At 67.7% G+C, this 16,211-nt stretch carries 15 protein-coding genes; 6 read left to right on the plus strand and 9 right to left on the minus strand.

Annotation, left to right across the window (positions count from 1 at the left end):
• Nucleotides 1-16 precede the first annotated feature (16 nt).
• A complete protein-coding gene (locus tag RR928_RS03705) occupies nt 17-1,684 on the minus strand; it encodes a CTP synthase (RefSeq protein WP_332534989.1) in 1,668 nt (555 codons plus the stop codon).
• 185 nt (nt 1,685-1,869) lie between these two features.
• On the opposite strand from RR928_RS03705, the gene coaBC reads away from it, so the two are divergent.
• Nucleotides 1,870-3,126 (plus strand): bifunctional phosphopantothenoylcysteine decarboxylase/phosphopantothenate--cysteine ligase CoaBC, encoded by a 1,257-nt coding sequence (gene coaBC / locus RR928_RS03710; RefSeq protein WP_332534987.1) that lies wholly within the window; start codon nt 1,870-1,872, stop codon nt 3,124-3,126.
• Nucleotides 3,123-3,623, plus strand: a complete 501-nt coding sequence (locus tag RR928_RS03715) for a hypothetical protein (protein ID WP_332534985.1) — start codon at nt 3,123-3,125, stop codon at nt 3,621-3,623. The genes coaBC and RR928_RS03715 overlap by 4 nt, the downstream gene beginning before the upstream one ends.
• A gap of 21 nt (nt 3,624-3,644) precedes the next feature.
• Here the strand turns inward: RR928_RS03715 and RR928_RS03720 are convergent, their stop codons facing one another.
• The 4 genes from RR928_RS03720 to RR928_RS03735 all read right to left on the minus strand — a co-directional run bounded on the left by RR928_RS03720 (nt 3,645) and on the right by RR928_RS03735 (nt 8,696).
• Nucleotides 3,645-4,622: a Bug family tripartite tricarboxylate transporter substrate binding protein gene (locus RR928_RS03720; RefSeq protein ID WP_332548075.1), complete on the minus strand. Its 978-nt coding sequence runs from the start codon at nt 4,620-4,622 to the stop codon at nt 3,645-3,647.
• A 139-nt stretch (nt 4,623-4,761) separates the two neighbouring features.
• Nucleotides 4,762-6,180, minus strand: a complete 1,419-nt coding sequence (pyk, locus tag RR928_RS03725) for a pyruvate kinase (RefSeq protein ID WP_332534982.1) — start codon at nt 6,178-6,180, stop codon at nt 4,762-4,764.
• A gap of 1 nt (nt 6,181) precedes the next feature.
• A complete protein-coding gene (locus RR928_RS03730; RefSeq protein ID WP_332534980.1) occupies nt 6,182-7,486 on the minus strand; it encodes a glycerate kinase type-2 family protein in 1,305 nt (434 codons plus the stop codon).
• Between the two features lie 124 nt (nt 7,487-7,610).
• Entirely contained in the window at nt 7,611-8,696 is a 1,086-nt protein-coding gene (locus tag RR928_RS03735; RefSeq protein ID WP_332534978.1) for a tartrate dehydrogenase, read from the minus strand.
• 112 nt (nt 8,697-8,808) lie between these two features.
• On the opposite strand from RR928_RS03735, the gene RR928_RS03740 reads away from it, so the two are divergent.
• Nucleotides 8,809-9,762 (plus strand): LysR substrate-binding domain-containing protein, encoded by a 954-nt coding sequence (locus RR928_RS03740; protein WP_332534976.1) that lies wholly within the window; start codon nt 8,809-8,811, stop codon nt 9,760-9,762.
• A gap of 84 nt (nt 9,763-9,846) precedes the next feature.
• Nucleotides 9,847-10,296 carry a dUTP diphosphatase gene (gene dut / locus RR928_RS03745; protein ID WP_332534975.1) on the plus strand — a complete coding sequence of 150 codons (450 nt, stop codon included), beginning with the start codon at nt 9,847-9,849 and terminating at the stop codon, nt 10,294-10,296.
• Here dut and RR928_RS03750 read toward each other — a convergent pair whose 3' ends face one another.
• Together RR928_RS03750 and RR928_RS03755 are read right to left on the minus strand one after the other, a co-directional pair.
• Nucleotides 10,297-11,202: an aldo/keto reductase gene (locus tag RR928_RS03750; RefSeq protein ID WP_332681542.1), complete on the minus strand. Its 906-nt coding sequence runs from the start codon at nt 11,200-11,202 to the stop codon at nt 10,297-10,299. It abuts the gene before it with no gap.
• A 10-nt stretch (nt 11,203-11,212) separates the two neighbouring features.
• Nucleotides 11,213-12,526, minus strand: a complete 1,314-nt coding sequence (locus RR928_RS03755; RefSeq protein WP_332681536.1) for an NTP/NDP exchange transporter — start codon at nt 12,524-12,526, stop codon at nt 11,213-11,215.
• A 172-nt stretch (nt 12,527-12,698) separates the two neighbouring features.
• Between RR928_RS03755 and RR928_RS03760 the strand changes: the two genes are divergently transcribed.
• Both RR928_RS03760 and RR928_RS03765 read left to right on the plus strand, forming a co-directional pair.
• Nucleotides 12,699-13,532 (plus strand): hypothetical protein, encoded by an 834-nt coding sequence (locus tag RR928_RS03760; protein ID WP_332534973.1) that lies wholly within the window; start codon nt 12,699-12,701, stop codon nt 13,530-13,532.
• 167 nt (nt 13,533-13,699) lie between these two features.
• Nucleotides 13,700-14,236 (plus strand): glycine zipper 2TM domain-containing protein, encoded by a 537-nt coding sequence (locus RR928_RS03765; protein WP_332534972.1) that lies wholly within the window; start codon nt 13,700-13,702, stop codon nt 14,234-14,236.
• 45 nt (nt 14,237-14,281) lie between these two features.
• Here the strand turns inward: RR928_RS03765 and RR928_RS03770 are convergent, their stop codons facing one another.
• Both RR928_RS03770 and RR928_RS03775 read right to left on the minus strand, forming a co-directional pair.
• Nucleotides 14,282-14,809 carry an FKBP-type peptidyl-prolyl cis-trans isomerase gene (locus RR928_RS03770; protein WP_332535041.1) on the minus strand — a complete coding sequence of 176 codons (528 nt, stop codon included), beginning with the start codon at nt 14,807-14,809 and terminating at the stop codon, nt 14,282-14,284.
• Nucleotides 14,810-15,086: 277 nt separating this feature from the next.
• Nucleotides 15,087-16,211: aldehyde dehydrogenase family protein (locus RR928_RS03775; RefSeq protein ID WP_332534970.1), on the minus strand; the 1,125-nt coding region annotated here is incomplete at its 5' end.

Genomic DNA, 16,211 nt, shown 5'->3' on the forward strand with positions numbered 1-16,211 from the left:
TCCTTTGAGGAGGCTATCAGGCCTTGGCTGCGCCAACGCGCTGCTTCTGGTGCACGAGCGCGGCCTTGATGAAGGCGTTGAACAGCGGGTGGCCGTTCCAGGGCGTGGACTTGAACTCGGGGTGGAACTGCACGCCGATGTACCAGGGGTGGACGGTGCTGGGCAGCTCGACGATTTCGGTCAGGTTCTCGCGCTGGGTCAGCGCCGAGATCACCAGGCCGGCGTCGCGCAGCTTGTCCAGGTAGTTCACGTTGGCTTCGTAGCGGTGGCGATGGCGCTCGGTCACGACCGGGCCATAGATGCTGTGGGCCAGCGTATCGGGCTGCACGTCGGAGCTCTGCGCGCCCAGGCGCATGGTGCCGCCCAGGTCGGAGTTCTCGTCGCGCTTCTTGATCGTGCCGTCCTCGTCCTTCCACTCGTTGATCAGCGCGATCACGGGGTGGGGGGTCGTGGGGTCGAACTCGGTCGAGTTGGCCTTGTCGAGGCCGGCGACATGGCGCGCGTACTCGATGGTGGCAACCTGCATGCCCAGGCAGATGCCCAGGTAGGGCACCTTGTTCTCACGCGCGAAGCGCGCCGTGCAGATCTTGCCTTCGACACCGCGCGAGCCGAAGCCGCCGGGCACCAGAATGGCGTCGTACTTGGCGAGCTTCTCGCTCGCATCCGCGGCTTCGATGGTCTCGGAGTCGAGGTGGTCGATCTTGACGCGCACATGGTTGCGCATGCCCGCGTGGCGCAGGGCTTCGTTGACCGACTTGTAGCTGTCCGACAGGTCGACATACTTGCCGACCATGGCGATCTTGACTTCGCCCTGGGGATGCTCGGTCTCATGCACCAGCTCGTCCCAGCGCTTGAGGCTGGTCGGCGGAGTGTTCAGGCGCAGCTTGTCGCAGACCAGGCCGTCAAGGCCCTGCTCGTGCAGCATGCGCGGCACCTTGTAGATGGTGTCCACGTCCCACATCGAGATCACGCCCCATTCGGGCACGTTGGTGAACAGCGAAATCTTTTCGCGTTCCTCGGCGGGCACGGGGTGCAGCGCGCGGCACAGCAGCGCGTCGGGCTGGATGCCGATCTCGCGCAGCTTTTGCACCGTGTGCTGGGTGGGCTTGGTCTTGAGCTCGCCGGCCGTGGCGATCCAGGGCAGGTAGGTCAGGTGCACGAAGGCCGAATTGTTCGGGCCCAGCTTGAGGCTCAGCTGGCGCACGGCTTCGAGGAAGGGCAGGGACTCGATGTCGCCCACCGTGCCGCCGATTTCGCAGATCGCCACGTCGACGGCGTCGGGCGTGCCTATGCCGGCGCCGCGCTTGATGTAGTCCTGGATTTCATTGGTCACGTGCGGGATGACCTGCACGGTCTTGCCGAGATAGTCGCCGCGGCGTTCCTTCTCGAGCACGCTCTGGTAGATGCGGCCGGTGGTGAAGTTGTTGGACTGCTTCATGCGCGTTTCGATGAAACGCTCGTAATGACCCAGGTCCAGATCGGTTTCGGCGCCGTCGTCCGTCACGAACACTTCACCGTGCTGGAACGGCGACATGGTGCCCGGATCCACGTTGATGTAGGGATCGAGCTTGATCAGAGTGACTTTGAGGCCGCGCGATTCGAGGATCGCAGCAAGGGAGGCGGAGGCGATTCCCTTGCCCAGGGAAGACACCACACCGCCGGTGACGAAGACAAATTTGGTCATGTCTTTATAGAAGCTCTGCGCAGATCGAGCGGCAAGTGGACGTGAATGCACACGGCGCGACAGTTGCGCGAAGCTTGCCTTATAGGTGTTGGTAAAGAAGGATTATAGATGCGTGCCCATTTCACCCGCCCGATCCGGCACCGATATACCCTGTCAAGCGCGGCCTTGTCTGCTAAATTAGGTGCATGAAAGAGTTCGCTGGCAAACATCTGGTTCTGGGCCTCAGTGGAGGCGTAGCTTGTTACAAGTCGGCGGAGCTGTGTCGGCTGCTGATCAAGGCCGGCGCGACCGTGCAGGTCGTGATGACCGAGGCAGCCGAGCAGTTCATCACGCCCGTGACCATGCAGGCGCTGTCGGGCCGCACGGTCTACGGCTCGCAGTGGGATGCGCGTGAAGCGAACAACATGCCGCACATCAACCTGAGCCGCGAAGCCGATGCCATCCTGATCGCGCCGTGCAGCGCCGATTTCGCCGCGCGCCTGGCCCAGGGCCGGTCCGACGAACTGCTGAGCCTGCTGTGCCTGGCGCGGCCCATCGAGCGCGTGCCGCTGCTGCTGGCGCCCGCAATGAACCGCGAAATGTGGGTCCATCCCGCGACCCAGCGCAATTTCGCCCAGGTGGCGCGCGATGGCGCCACGGTGCTGGGCGTGGGCACGGGCGAGCAGGCCTGCGGCGAGACCGGCGACGGCCGCATGCTCGAGCCGGCCGAACTGATGGAAGAGCTCAGCGCCTTCTTCACGCCGCGCAGACTTGCGGGCCAGCATCTGCTGGTCACGGCCGGCCCGACCTTTGAAGCCATAGACCCGGTGCGGGGCATCACCAACCGCTCCAGCGGCAAGATGGGCTTTGCCATTGCGCGTGCGGCGCGCGAAGCCGGCGCCGAAGTCACGCTGGTCGCCGGCCCCGTGCATCTGCCCACGCCGCGCGGCGTGCGCCGCATCAACGTGGAGTCGGCCGAGCAGATGGGCATGGCCGTGGAGCAGGCGGTCGACGCCGCCACCGTCTTCATTGCCACGGCGGCCGTGGCCGACTGGCGCCCGGCCCAGGCTTCGCAGCAGAAGATCAAGAAGGACGGCTCGGGCGAAGTGCCGGCGCTGGCCTTTGTCGAGAACACCGACATCCTGGCGCGCGTGGCCCAGTCGCCGCGCGCGCGCGCCGGCCAGCTGTACTGCGTGGGCTTTGCCGCCGAAAGCCACGACCTGCTGGCCCACGCCACCGCCAAGCGGCTGCGCAAGCAGGTGCCGCTGCTGGTCGGCAACATCGGCCCGGCGACGTTCGGCCAGGACGACAACGCCCTGCTGCTGATCGATGCCCACGGTCACCGTGAACTTCCCCATGCGTCCAAGCGCGTGCTGGCCCAGCAGCTGGTTGCCGAGATTGCCCAGCGCCTGGGCGGCGCGCAGTCCACGCTGCGCCCCGGCGCTTCACAGGTGCTCACATGAACCCCTGGACCAACAACCTGCCGCCTTTCAAGGGCCGCGGCAAGACGCCGCTGGGCCCGCAGACGCCGGTAAGCCTGACCAGCTCCGATTACAGCGGCCCGGCCGACGGCGACTTCGTGCGCTATGTCGAGCAGCTGCTGTCGAACGCCGAAAGCCAGCGCCTGGCGCATGCCCGCCCGAGCGCGCCGGTGCATGACGCACGCGCGCCGAAAGCGCCCGCGACCGGCAATCCGGCCGGCGCGCGCCGCCACCCGGCGCAGGCCTCCAAGACTGCCGCGGCCGACAGCCTCGAGCGCCTGCGCTCCCAGGCGCAGCAGGCCGCCAACAAGCCTGCGCTGAAAGTCGGGCTGAAGCTGTTGCCGCTGCTGATCTGGCTGCCGGTGGTGGTGGCGCTGTTCTTCTGGCAGGGCGGAATGATCTGGCTGATCGGCCTGATCCTGATCGGCAGCTGGATAGTCAATATCTTTCGCAAGCTGCTGGGCAGCAAGAAGGGCTGAACGCGCGCGCCCTGGCATGGGTCAGTCGATCACGACGTTGGCTTCCCTGGACAGCCGGGCGTACTTGGCGGTGTCCGACTTGATCTGCTCGGCCATCTGCTCGGCCGAGTTGCCAATGGGCTCGGCGCCCACATCCGCCATGCGCTTCTTGAAGTCCGGCGAGTGGATGACCTTGACCATCTCGCCGTTCAGCTTGGCGACCACGTCCCTGGGCGTGCCGGCGGGTGCCAGGATGCCGAACCAGGTGCCCTGGTCGAAGCCCTTGAGACCGGCTTCCTCCAGCGTCGGGACGTCGGGCAGGCTGCTCGAGCGCCTGGCCGTTGTGACGGCCAGCGGGCGCAGCTTGCCTGCCTTGATGAAAGGCATCACGGGCGTGAGCGTATCGAACGACATCGTCACCTGGCCGCCCAGCAGATCGGTGGTCAGCGGCGCGCTGCCCTTGTAGGGCACATGCAGCAGCTCTATGCCCGACAGCGCGGCAAACTGCGTGCCGACCAGATGCTGCAGCGTGCCGTTGCCGTTCGAGCCATAGGCCAGCTTGTCCTTTGCCGCCCGGGCTTCGGCCACCAGGCCCCTGACATCCGTGACCGGCGATTTCGCGTTGATCACCAGCACATTGGGCACCATGGCCAGCGTGGTGACGGGCGCAAAGCTTTTCTCGAAGTCGTAGGGCAGCTTCTTGTAGACGCTGGTGGCAATCGCGTGGTGCACCGCGCCCAGCAGCAGCGTGTAGCCGTCGGGCTTGGCCGCGGCAACATACGCCGCGCCCAGCGTCGCGCCCGCGCCGGGCCGGCTTTCGACGATCACCGGCTGGCCCAGGCTCTGCGACAGCTTGTCGGTGAGCGCGCGTGCCAGCACGTCGGAGCTGCCGCCGGGCGGGAAGGGCACGACCAGCGTGATGGGCTTGGCGGGAAAGCCCTGGGCGGCGGCCAGCGCCGAAGTCAGGCCGAGGGCAATGGCCACGAAGGTGGCGCGTGGACGAAAGAAAGAGGTCTTCACGGTTTGTCTCCTTGTTGTTGATTTCATTCTGGGCTGGCAAGGCGGCGAGCGGCCGGGCGCGAAGTTAATGCGTCTTTAACCTCAAGAAAACAATCATGGCGGTTTGTCCCGATGGCTCGCTGAGGGCAGACGCGTTAACTCAGGCGATCTGCGCGATGCGCAGCAGATTGGTCGTGCCCGAGGTGGCGAACGGCAGGCCGGCGGAAATCACCAGCGTCTGGCCGACCGCACCGAAGCCTTGCTGCAGCGCCGTGCGGCTGGCCAGGTCGGTCATCTCGGGAACGTCGGCGACGTCGTGGCACAGCACCGCGTGCACGCCCCACACCAGCGCCAGGCGGCGCGCCGTCGCCAGGCGCGGGGTCATGCCTATGATCGGCGCCTGCGGCCGCTCGCGCGCCATGCGGATCGCGGAATAGCCCGAGCTGGTATAGGCCACGGTCGCGGCCGCATTGAGCAGGCGCGTCACATGGCGCAGCGCGAAACCGATGGCGTCGGCGGCGAGCGGCTGGGGCTCGGCGCGCGCGGCCTCGATCGCCGCCTGGTAGTTGGGGTCCGACTCGGTATGGCTGATGATGCTGCTCATCATGCGCACTGCCTGCACGGGGTAGCGGCCGCTGGCCGATTCCGCGGACAGCATCACCGCATCCGCGCCCTCGTAGATGGCCGTGGCCACGTCGGAAGCTTCGGCGCGCGTGGGCACGGGCGCGCTGACCATGGATTCGAGCATCTGCGTGGCGACGATCACCGGCTTGCCGGCCTTGCGGCAGGCCCGGACGATGCGTTTCTGGATGGACGGCACCTGCTGTGCGGGCATTTCCACGCCCAGGTCGCCGCGCGCCACCATGATCGCGTCGGCCTCGGCGACGATGGCTTCCAGCGACGCGATCGCCGCGGGCTTCTCGAGCTTGGCGACGATGGCGGCGCGCCCCTCGACCAGGGCGCGCACTTCGATGATGTCCTCGGGCCGCTGCACGAACGACAGCGCGACCCAGTCGACACCCAGGCGCAATCCGCAGGCCAGGTCGATGCGGTCCTTTTCGGTGAGGGCCGACAGCGGCAGCACCACGCCGGGAACGTTGACGCCCTTGCGGTCCGACAGCGGGCCGCCGTTGATCACCCGCGTCTGGGCGAAATCGGCGCCGAACTGCTCCACGCGCAGCCGCAGCCGGCCGTCGTCGAGCAGCAGTTCGGTGCCCGCTTCGAGCGCCGCGAAGATTTCCGCATGCGGCAGCGCGACGCGCATGGCGCTGCCCGGCGTGGCGCTGTCCAGATCCAACCGGAACGCCTGGCCTTCGACCAGGGTGACGGGGCCGTCGGGAAACGTGCCTATGCGCAGCTTCGGGCCTTGCAGGTCGAGCAGCACTCCTATGGGGCGGCCGCTGCTGCGTTCGATCTCGCGGATGATCTCGAGCCGGCGCTGGTGGTCCTCATGCTTGCCGTGGCTGAAGTTGAGGCGAAAGACATCGGCTCCGGCCTCGAACAGCGCCAGTATGGTCTCGCGGTCGTCGCTGGCCGGGCCCAGGGTCGCCACGATCTTGGCGTTCTTGTTTCTGCGCATGCTATGGCTTCCCGTGCGCGCTGCGGTCCGGGCCGGCATGGGCCTGGATCAGCAGGGCGCGAAAATCGTTGACATTGGTGTGCGTGGGGCCGGTCACCACCGTGTCCCCCAGGCGCTCGAAAAAGCCGTGTCCGTCGTTGTCGTCGAGCTGCTCGCGTGGCCGCAGTCCGCACTCCCAGGCGCGCGCCAGCGTGTCGGGCGTGAGCAGCGCGCCGGCAATCTCTTCCTGGCCGTCGACGCCGTCGGTATCGCCCGCGAGCGCGAAGACGCCGGGTTCGGCATCGAGCGCCAGTCCCAGCGACAGCAGGAATTCGACATTGCGTCCGCCGCGGCCTTGGCCGCGCAGCGTGACCGTGGTCTCGCCGCCCGACAGCAGCACGCAGGGTGCGCGCAGGGGCTGGCCGCGGCGCGCGATCTGCAGCGCGACGCCGGCCAGGGCCCGGGCGACTTCGCGCGCTTCGCCTTCGATCGCGTCGCCCAGGATGTGCGCGTCCCAGCCGGCCTGGCGCGCGACCTGCGCCGCGGCCTCGAGCGCCTGCTGCGGCGTGGCGATGAAGCGCGTCGTGATCTCCGGCAGGCGCGGGTCGCCGGGCTTGAGGCTTTCGCCTTCCTGGCTTTGCAGCAGCGCCAGCGCGCGCGGCGCAACGTCGATCCGGTAGCGGCGCAGGATCTGCAGCGCGTCGGCGCAGGTCGTGGGGTCGGGCACGGTGGGGCCTGAGGCGATGTCTATGGGGTCGTCGCCCGGGACATCGGACAGCAGCAGGTTGAGCACCCGCGCGGGATGGCAGGCCGCAGCCAGCCGCCCGCCCTTGATCGCGGAAAGATGGCGGCGCACGCAATTCATTTCGCCTATGCTCGCGCCGCTGGCCAGCAGCGCGCGGTTCAAGGCCTGCTTGTCGGCCAGCGTCAGGCCGGGCAGGGCCAGCGGCAGCAGCGCCGAGCCGCCGCCGGAAATCAGGGCGATCACCAGGTCGTCGGCGCAGAGTCCGGCAACCAGGGCCAGCATGCGCCGCGCCGCGTCTTCGCCCGCGGCGTCGGGCACCGGATGCGCGGCTTCGACGATTTCCACGCGCTCGCAGGGCACGCCGTAGCCGTGGCGCGTGACCACCAGCCCGGTCAGCGGGCCGGGCCAGTGCTTTTCCAGTGCGCTGGCCATCGCGGCCGAAGCCTTGCCTGCGCCTATCACCACCAGCCGGCCTTTGGGCGGCTGCGGCAGATGTGGCGGCAGGCAGACCGCGGGCTGGGCGGCCGCGATGGCCGCGTCGAACATGGCGCGCAGCAGGGCGCTCTCGGGGGAAGATGACATCGATGGGTCCTCAACAATGATGCCGCGGGGGGCATGCCGGGCCTTCGGGCCAGGCGACGCTCGAGAGGCCTGCCGGGCCAGCACCTGCCCGGCGAGCGAGCGGCGCGCTGCCGCTCGGGGACGATCAGGCGGCCTGCAGCGCCGTGGCGGCCAGCTGTTCGCAGACCGCCTGGGTGACCTGGGCCGTGGTCGCCGTGCCGCCCAGATCGCGCGTGTGCAGCGCCGGGTTGGCGGTCACGCTTTCCACGGCCTGCATGACCTGGGCCGCGGCCTCGTGCTCGCCCAGGTGTTCGAGCAGCATGACCACCGACCAGAACGTGCCGACCGGGTTGGCCAGGCCCTGGCCCATGATGTCGAACGCCGATCCGTGGATGGGCTCGAACATGGACGGGTAGCGGCGCTCGGGATCGATGTTGCCCGTGGGCGCTATGCCCAGGCTGCCGGCCAGGGCCGCGGCCAGGTCGCTGAGGATGTCGGCATGCAGGTTGGTGGCGACGATGGTGTCCAGCGTCGCCGGGCGGTTGACCATGCGCGCGGTCGCGGCGTCGACCAGTTCCTTGTCCCACGTGACGTCGGGGAACTCCTTGGAGATCTGCACGGCAATCTCGTCCCACATCACCATCGCGTGGCGCTGGGCGTTGCTCTTGGTGACCACGGTCAGCAGCTTGCGCGGACGCGACTGGGCCAGCTTGAACGCGTAGCGGATGATGCGTTCCACGCCGGCGCGCGTCATCATCGAGACATCGGTTGCGGCTTCGATCGGATGACCCTGGTGCACCCGCCCGCCCACGCCCGAATACTCGCCCTCGGAGTTCTCGCGCACGATCACCCAGTTGAGGTCGTCGGGGCCGCAGCGCTTGAGCGGGCCGTCGATGCCCGGCAGGATGCGCGTGGGGCGAACGTTGGCGTACTGGTCGAAGCCCTGGCAGATCTTCAGGCGCAGGCCCCAGAGCGTGATGTGGTCGGGAATATGCGGGTCGCCGGCCGAGCCGAACAGGATCGCGTCCTTGTTCTTGAGCGCCTCCAGGCCGTCGGCGGGCATCATCTCGCCGTGTTCGCGGTACCAGTCGCCGCCCCAGCCGAAGTTCTCGAATTCGAACTGGAAGCGGCTGCCGGCGCGCGCCAGCGCCTGCAGGACTTCCTGGCCCGCGGGCACGACTTCCTTGCCTATGCCGTCGCCGGGAATGGTTGCAATGCGGTATGTCTTCATGGTGGGTTTCCGTGGGAGAGATGGATGGCCTGACTTTAGGCACTCGACACCGGTTGCGAGCGCCGCTAAAGTGAATCCAGTATTTACTTGAAATTAACAGTGAGGCCTCTTCATGGGCAACGGCATACAACCCGCGGACCTTGGTTTCTTCTCGGTGCTGGCCGGCGCCGGCAGCCTCAGCGCGGCCGCGCGCGAACTGGGCATCACCACGCCCGCGGTCAGCAAGCATTTGGCGCTGATGGAGACGCGCATGGGCGTGTCGCTGGTCAGCCGCACCACGCGGCGCATGAGCCTGACGCAGGAAGGCGAGGTCTATCTGGAGCATGCGCGCCGCATTCTGGGCGAGATCGACGACATGGAGCAGCTGATAGGCGGCGCCAAGGCCTCGGCCCGGGGGCTGTTGCGCGTCAATGCGACGCTGGGTTTCGGCCGCACCCATGTCGCGCCCCTGATCTCCCGGTTCGTCGCGGATTTTCCCGATGTCGAAGTGCAGCTGCAGCTGTCGGTGAACCCGCCGCCGCTGACCGAGGATGCGTTCGACGTCTGCATACGCTTTGGCGCGCCACCCGACGCGCGTGTCATCGCGCGGCATATCGCACCCAATCGCCGGCTGCTGTGCGCCTCGCCCGCGTATATCGCCCGACACGGCCTGCCCAAGGTCGCGAGCGAGCTCGCGCGCCACAACTGCATAGGCATACGCCAGGGCGAGGAAGCCTATGGCACCTGGCGGCTGACCAGCGGCCGCGGCCGCGCGACGCTCACCGAAGTCGTCAAGACGCGCGGCAACCTGACGACCAACGATGGCGAGATCGCCGTCAACTGGGCGCTCGACGGCCATGGCATCCTGATGCGCGCCGAATGGGACATCGAAAGGCATCTCGCCAGCGGCCGGCTGGTGCAGGTGCTGCCCCAGTGCCATACGCCCGACGCCGCTATCCACGCCGTCTATCCTCAGCGCCACAAGAACGCGGGCCGGGTGCGCGCCTTTGTCGACTTCATCACGCGCGCGTTCGAGCAACGAGGGGAGGCGGACGAAAATCCCCGGGCCCGCGACCCGGCGCGGTAAATTCAGCGATGATGGCGGCCGCAACGCCCCAGCCTGCAGCCGCAGCCCTGGGGCCGCTTCTTTTTCGACAACCCCGACCTTTCCATGAACGTTGACCTCAAGATTCTCGACGCGCGCCTGCGCGACAACATGCCCGCCTATGCCACGCCCGGCAGCGCCGGCCTGGACCTGCGCGCCTGCATGGACGCGCCGCTGACGCTGGCGCCCGGCGAATGGCAGCTCGTGCCCACGGGCATGGCGATCTACCTCAAGGACCCGGGCTATGCGGCCATGATCCTGCCGCGCTCGGGCCTGGGCCACAAGCACGGCATCGTGCTCGGCAACCTGGTCGGCCTGATCGACAGCGACTACCAGGGCCAGCTGATGGTCAGCGCCTGGAACCGTTCGCCCACGGCGTTCACGCTGCAGCCCATGGACCGCCTGGCACAGCTGGTGATCGTTCCCGTGGTGCAGCCCAGCTTCCGCCTGGTCGAGGATTTCGAAGCCGCGTCGGAGCGCGGCGAAGGCGGCTACGGCTCCACGGGCAAGGCCTGATCAGAGGTCGAGTGAACGCTGGCGCCAGAACGCCGGCTCGGGAATCACGCCCTGGCCGGCACGCGCGTTGTCGGCCATGTGCTCGGGCCGGCTGGTGCCTGGAATGACGCAGGTGACCGCGGGGTGGCTGAGCACGAACTTGAGCAGCACCTGGGCCCAGCTGCTGCATTCGATTTCTGCGGCCCAGGCCGGCAGCGGGCGACGGTCCAATTGGCGCAGCAGCCCGCCGCCGCCAAACGGCTGGTTCACCAGCACCGCCACGCCCTTGTCCGCGGCCAGCGGCAGCAGCCGCTGCGCCGCGCCCTGGTCGTCGAAGGCGTAATTGATCTGCAGGAAGTCCAGCGGCTCGCGCCTGAGCACGGCCTCGACTTCGGCAAACGCCGATGAGGTGTAGTGCGTGATGCCCAGATAGCGCACCCGGCCCTGGGCCTTCCAGCCGCGCAGGGTCTGCAGATGCGTCTGCCAGTCGACCAGATTGTGGATCTGCATCAGGTCGAGTTTCTCGCTGCCCAGCAGCGCCATCGATTCCTCCATCTGCCGGATGCCGGCCTCGCGGCCCGAAGTCCAGACCTTGGTCGCCAGAAAGGCCTGGCTGCCGCGGCGCGACCTGGCCAGCAGCTCGCCCGTGGTCTTTTCCGAACGGCCGTACATGGGCGAGCTGTCGAGCAGTGTGCCGCCCGCGTCGAACAGCGCTTCGAGCACGCCCGGCAGGCGCGCGTATTCGGGCGTGCCGGGCGCGTGGCCGAAGCCGCGCCAGGTGCCGCAGCCGACCACAGGCAGGGCTTCGCCGCTCGATGGAATGCTGCGCTGGCGCATCGCGCGCGCCGGTGGCGCGGCCTGGCCCGGGCCCAGGCCCATGGCCAGGGACGCGGCCAGCGTGGCGCGCAGGAACTGGGCGCGGTTGATGGCGGATAGGTCAACGGGGGGGTTCATTTTTCCTCCGGAAGTTGGGCGGCGTGGGGTGCGGGCTGGGCAATGTTTCCTGGCGCCGCGCCAGCCACACGCACAGCGCGCACCAGGCGGCCGACAGCGGAATCGCCAGCAGGGCGATGCCGGCAAGCCCCATGCCCAGCGCCGACAGCGCCGCCGACAGCCAGCCGCTGAGCGCATCGCCGCCGCGGTAGACCAGGGTCTCGATCGCGTTCTTGGCCTTGTACTTCTCCTCGCGGCTGATCACCGTGAACAGCACTTCGCGCGCCGGCCGGGCTATCGCGTAGTCCAGCGCGCGGCGCAGTATCTGCACGCCCGCCAGCACCGCCAGCGTGGGCGCCCAGGCCAGCGCGCCGAACGCCGCCAGCGTCACCAGCGGCAGCAGGGCCAGGCACAGCGCCAGGCCGAATTTTCGCATCAGCAGCCCCGTGACCAGCATCTGCAGCGCCAGCGTCAGCGCCGATACGCAGAAGTCGACCAGCGCGAAATAGCGCGTGCGCGCCGCGGTATCGGCCAACGCCGCGCTGACGATGCGGCCTTGCTCGAAGTACAGAAAGGTCGACGCCGCGGTGTGCGCCAGCAGATAGGCGCAGATGCCCAGCAGATAGGGCGAACGCGCAATCAGCGACAGCCCGGCCCACACCTGGCCGCCCAGCGCGCGCGCCGGTGCCGGCGCGCTGGCGCTGCCGTCGTGGACGGGGTAGATGCCGCGAAAGCAGCGCAGCGCGAGTTCCAGCAGCAGCGCGGCGAGCAGCGCCAGCGCCATGGTGCCGAACACGCTCGCGGCAGCGGCGGCCAGCAGCGGGCCGAGCACCGTGCCCAGCGTGCCGCCTGCGGCAATGAAGCCAAACAGGCGCCGGCCCTGTTCATTGCTGAAGCAGTCGTCGAGCACGCTCCAGAAGATGCTGACGATGAACAGATTGAAGACGCTGACCCAGACAAAGAAGGTGCGGCCCAGCCAGGCGCTTTGCACGTCCAGCGCCATCCAGGCGCTGAAGGCCAGCAGCGTCAGCGCGAAGAAGCGGTAGACCCAGGGCACGAAGCGGCGCGGCGGCAGTCTGCTCACCAGCCAGCCAAATGCCGGCACCAGCAGCAGCATGGTCACGAAGGTGGCGCTGAACAGCCAGCGCAGCTCCTCCACGCCGCCCGCCAGACCCAGGGCATCGCGCAGCGGCCGCAGCAGGTAGTAGCCCGAAAGCAGGCAGGCAAACCAGGCAAAGCCCAGCAGCGTGGCCCGCACTTCTTCGGGGGCGATGCGGACCAGGCGACTGAGCAGCCGGTGGGCGCGGGAGGTCGTCATGGCGGGCGTGGCTTTCTCATGGGTGGAGGACGAGGTTCACCAGCGCGACCATAGACTATTTGCGCGACAGCGGGGGGCCGGGCCTATGGCGCGCGCCGGCGTAGTGGCGCTAAGCTTGCTGCAAATACCTTGCCGGCAACAGGTCGAGCTGGGCGCTTGAAAGGGAGCGGACTTGAAAAACACATCGACGAAGCAAAGGCCGGGCCGGCGCAGTTCCTGGACGCGCATTGCGCTGCCCGCCGAGCAGCAAATGCGCCGCCAGCTGCAAAGCCGCCATTGGCTGCGACTGCATGCCTGGCTCACCGGGCTGTTCACGCTGGCGGTGATGGCGGCACTGAGTGCCATCCTGCTGCATGTCGGCATGCACAGCATGGCCTTGCGCTACGGACTGGTGCTGGCCGCGGGTTATGGCGTCTATCTGCTGCTGGTGCGGCTGTGGGCCGAAGCCATGCTGCGCCGCTCCTGGGATGGGCCCGCCGACCTGCCGATCGAAGTGCCCTGGCCTGGTGGGGCAACGCCGGGCGAAGCCAGCGCCGAGTTGAGCGGGCAGGGCGGCAGTTTTGCCGGCGGCGGGGCTTCGGGCGGCTGGGACAGCGGCGGCGAAGCGCTGGGCAGCGTTGCCGAGAATCTGGCCGAGGGCGCAGGCGGTGTGGACCTGTCGGCAGGCCTGGACGCCGCCGATGCCGAGGGCGTGGTCCTGCTGCCCGTGCTGCTGGTGTTTGGGCTGCTGCTGTTGGCCTTGACCGGCGCGGGCTCGCTGCTGTGGCTGATGTTTGGCTCCGAGCTTTTTCTGGCGGTGGCCGTTGAAGTCGCCTTTGCGCTGCTGATGGCGCGCACGCTATATGTGGTGGAGCGCGAGGGCTGGTTGCTGGTCGCCTTGCGCCTTACCTGGAAGCCGGTGCTGGGTGCGCTGCTGGTCACGGTCGCGCTGGGCTGGGCCGGTGATTTCTTCTTTCCCCAGGCCGATTCGCTGGCGCAGGTGGTGGCGGCGCTGCGCGGTCGCTGAGACGTATCCGAAAGCACTATGTGTGAGGAAGTGTCAAACCTGTCGGCTGGGGATGTTGGCCTACCGTTATAGGTGGACAGGCCGGTCAAAATGGGACAGGCCCATGCCGAAGACGGGAGTCCCTCGACCCTGGATCGCATCGGCATGTCGCAACAGGAGAAATATCCATGCAAAAAATTCAACGTTGGAGCCGCTTGGCAGGTGCAGGCGTCGTTCTCGCCGCGCTGACCGCATGCGCCGGTTACCCCCAGGGCGGCTATAACCAGTCGGGCTATCCCAACCAGCCCGTTTCCAGCTACCCCACGCACTCGTATCCGTCCACGGCCTATCCGAACAACCAGCCCGTGTACAACCAGGGCTACCAGACATATGCCCGCGTGATCAACATCGAGACCGTGCGCGTGCAGGACTCGAGCGGCATCGGTGCCGGCGGCGCCATTGTCGGCGGTGTGCTCGGCGGCCTGGTCGGCCACCAGATCGGCGGCGGCTCGGGCAAGACGCTGGCCACGGCCGCCGGCGTGGTCGGCGGTGCGCTCGCTGGCAGCGCCGTGCAGAACCATGCGGGTGGCGGCAGCGTGCGCGATATCTATCGCGTGACCGTCGAGACCCGCGACCGCAGCCTGCGTGCGTTCGACTATCCGAATCCGCCGCCGTTCAACATCGGCGACAACGTGCGCATCGAGAACGACCAGCTCTACCGCTGAGTCGATTCCACGCAAAAAAGGGACTCCGCGGAGTCCCTTTTGCGTTCAATGCAGCGTGTCGTTGCCCGGAGCCTGGGGCGGCTGGATGCGGAAGAAGCCCGTGCCCGAGCTGCCGCGGCCGATTTCCTCTTCGGTCGCTTCGCGCACGCCTTCGACCTTGAGGTGCAGGCGCAGCGCGATGCCGGCCAGCGGGTGGTTGCCGTCAAGCACCACATGCTCGGGATAGATATCGGTCACGGTGTAGAGCGCATCCTTGGGCGCTTCGGCGTTGGTGCCCGCGGGCAGCGCATGGCCTTCGAAGGTCATGCCTTCCTCGATCTCGGCGGGGAACAGCGTGCGCGGCTCCAGGAAGATCAGCTTTTCGTTGTAGTCGCCAAACGCGTCTTCCGGTTCGAGGTGCAGGTCGAGCTTGGCGCCCATGCCGTGGCCTTGCAGCGCGCGCTCTATGGCCGGCAGCAGGTCATCGCCGCCGACCAGGAAATCCACCGGTTCTTCGAGCACGTCGAGTTCTTCACCCAGGGTGTCCTTGAGGGTCCAGGTCAGAGCGACCACGCATTGTTCTTTGATGTCCATGGGTTTGCAGCCTTTTGAATGGGAAAGGGCCCCCGGAGCGCCAATGCCAGACAGTGAAGGAAAAATGTCCGTTCGTCCTGAGCTTGTCGAAGGATGAATGGGCATTTTTCCGTTTCCGAAACGCCGTCCATGGTTCGACAGGCTCACCACGAACGGTTTATCTGATTGGCATTGCATCGCAGGGCAGGGGCCTGTATGGCGCTGATTTTCCCATGCCTGTCAAGGCCGGCAGGCTACGGCGGGCTTTGCAGTCCGCCGCCCCCGCCGCCAGCGCACCTCAGAAGGGGTAATGGCGCGGTGTGGTCTGCATCGTGATCCAGCGCGTATCGGTGAACGCATCGATGCCGGCCTGGCCGCCGAAATGGCCGTAGCCCGAGCTTTTCACGCCGCCGAAAGGCATTTGCGCTTCGTCGTGCACCGTGGGGCCGTTGATGTGGCAGATGCCCGATTCGATGCGCGCCGCGACCTGCCAGGCACGCGCGGTGTCGCGGCCGTAGACGGCAGCCGACAGGCCGAACTCGTTGTCGTTGGCAATCGCAATCGCTTCCTCGACATTCTTCACGCGCACGATGGCCTTCACGGGAGCGAAAGTCTCCTCGTAGAAGATGTCCATCGCCGAGGTCACATGGTCGAGCAGTGTCGCGGGCATCAAGGTGTTGTCGGCCTTGCCGCCGCACAGCAGCTTGGCGCCCTTGGCAAGCGCATCGTCGATCAGCGCGTTGACGCGCTCTACCGTGGTCTGGTCGACGACCGAGCCCAGCACCACCGGGCCCTGGCGCGGATCGCCCAGCGGCAGCGAAGTGGCGCGCGCGACCAGCTTGGCGATGAATTCCTCGGCGACTTTCTCGTCGACGATGATGCGCTCGGTCGACATGCAGATCTGGCCCGAGTTGGCGAACGCGCCGAAGGTCGCGCCGGCAACGGCCGCGTCGACATCGGCGTCGTCCAGCACCAGGAACGGCGCCTTGCCGCCTAGCTCCAGGATCGCGGGCTTGAGGTATTTGGCCGCGGTCTGGCCGATGATGCGGCCCACGCGCGTCGAGCCCGTGAAGTTCACGCGGCGCACGGCCGGGTGGGCAATCATGGCTTCGACCACGGCGCCGGCATCGGCGGGCGCGTTGGTCACGAAGTTCACCACGCCCGGCGGCAGGCCGCCTTCCTGCAGCGCCTCGATGATCAGGCCATGGGTGGCGGGGCACAGCTCCGAGCCCTTGAGCACCACGGTGTTGCCGCAGGCCAGCGGCGTGGCAATGGCGCGCACCGCCAGGATGATGGGCGCGTTCCAGGGCGCGATGCCCACGACCACGCCCGCGGGCTGGCGCACGGCCATGGCCAGGCTGCCGGGAACGTTAGAGGGAATGACCTGGCCGCTGATCTGCGTGGTCAGCGACGCGGCTTCGAG

The sequence above is a fragment of the Comamonas sp. genome, assembly GCF_036666375.1.
GTDB lineage: Bacteria > Pseudomonadota > Gammaproteobacteria > Burkholderiales > Burkholderiaceae_C > Comamonas.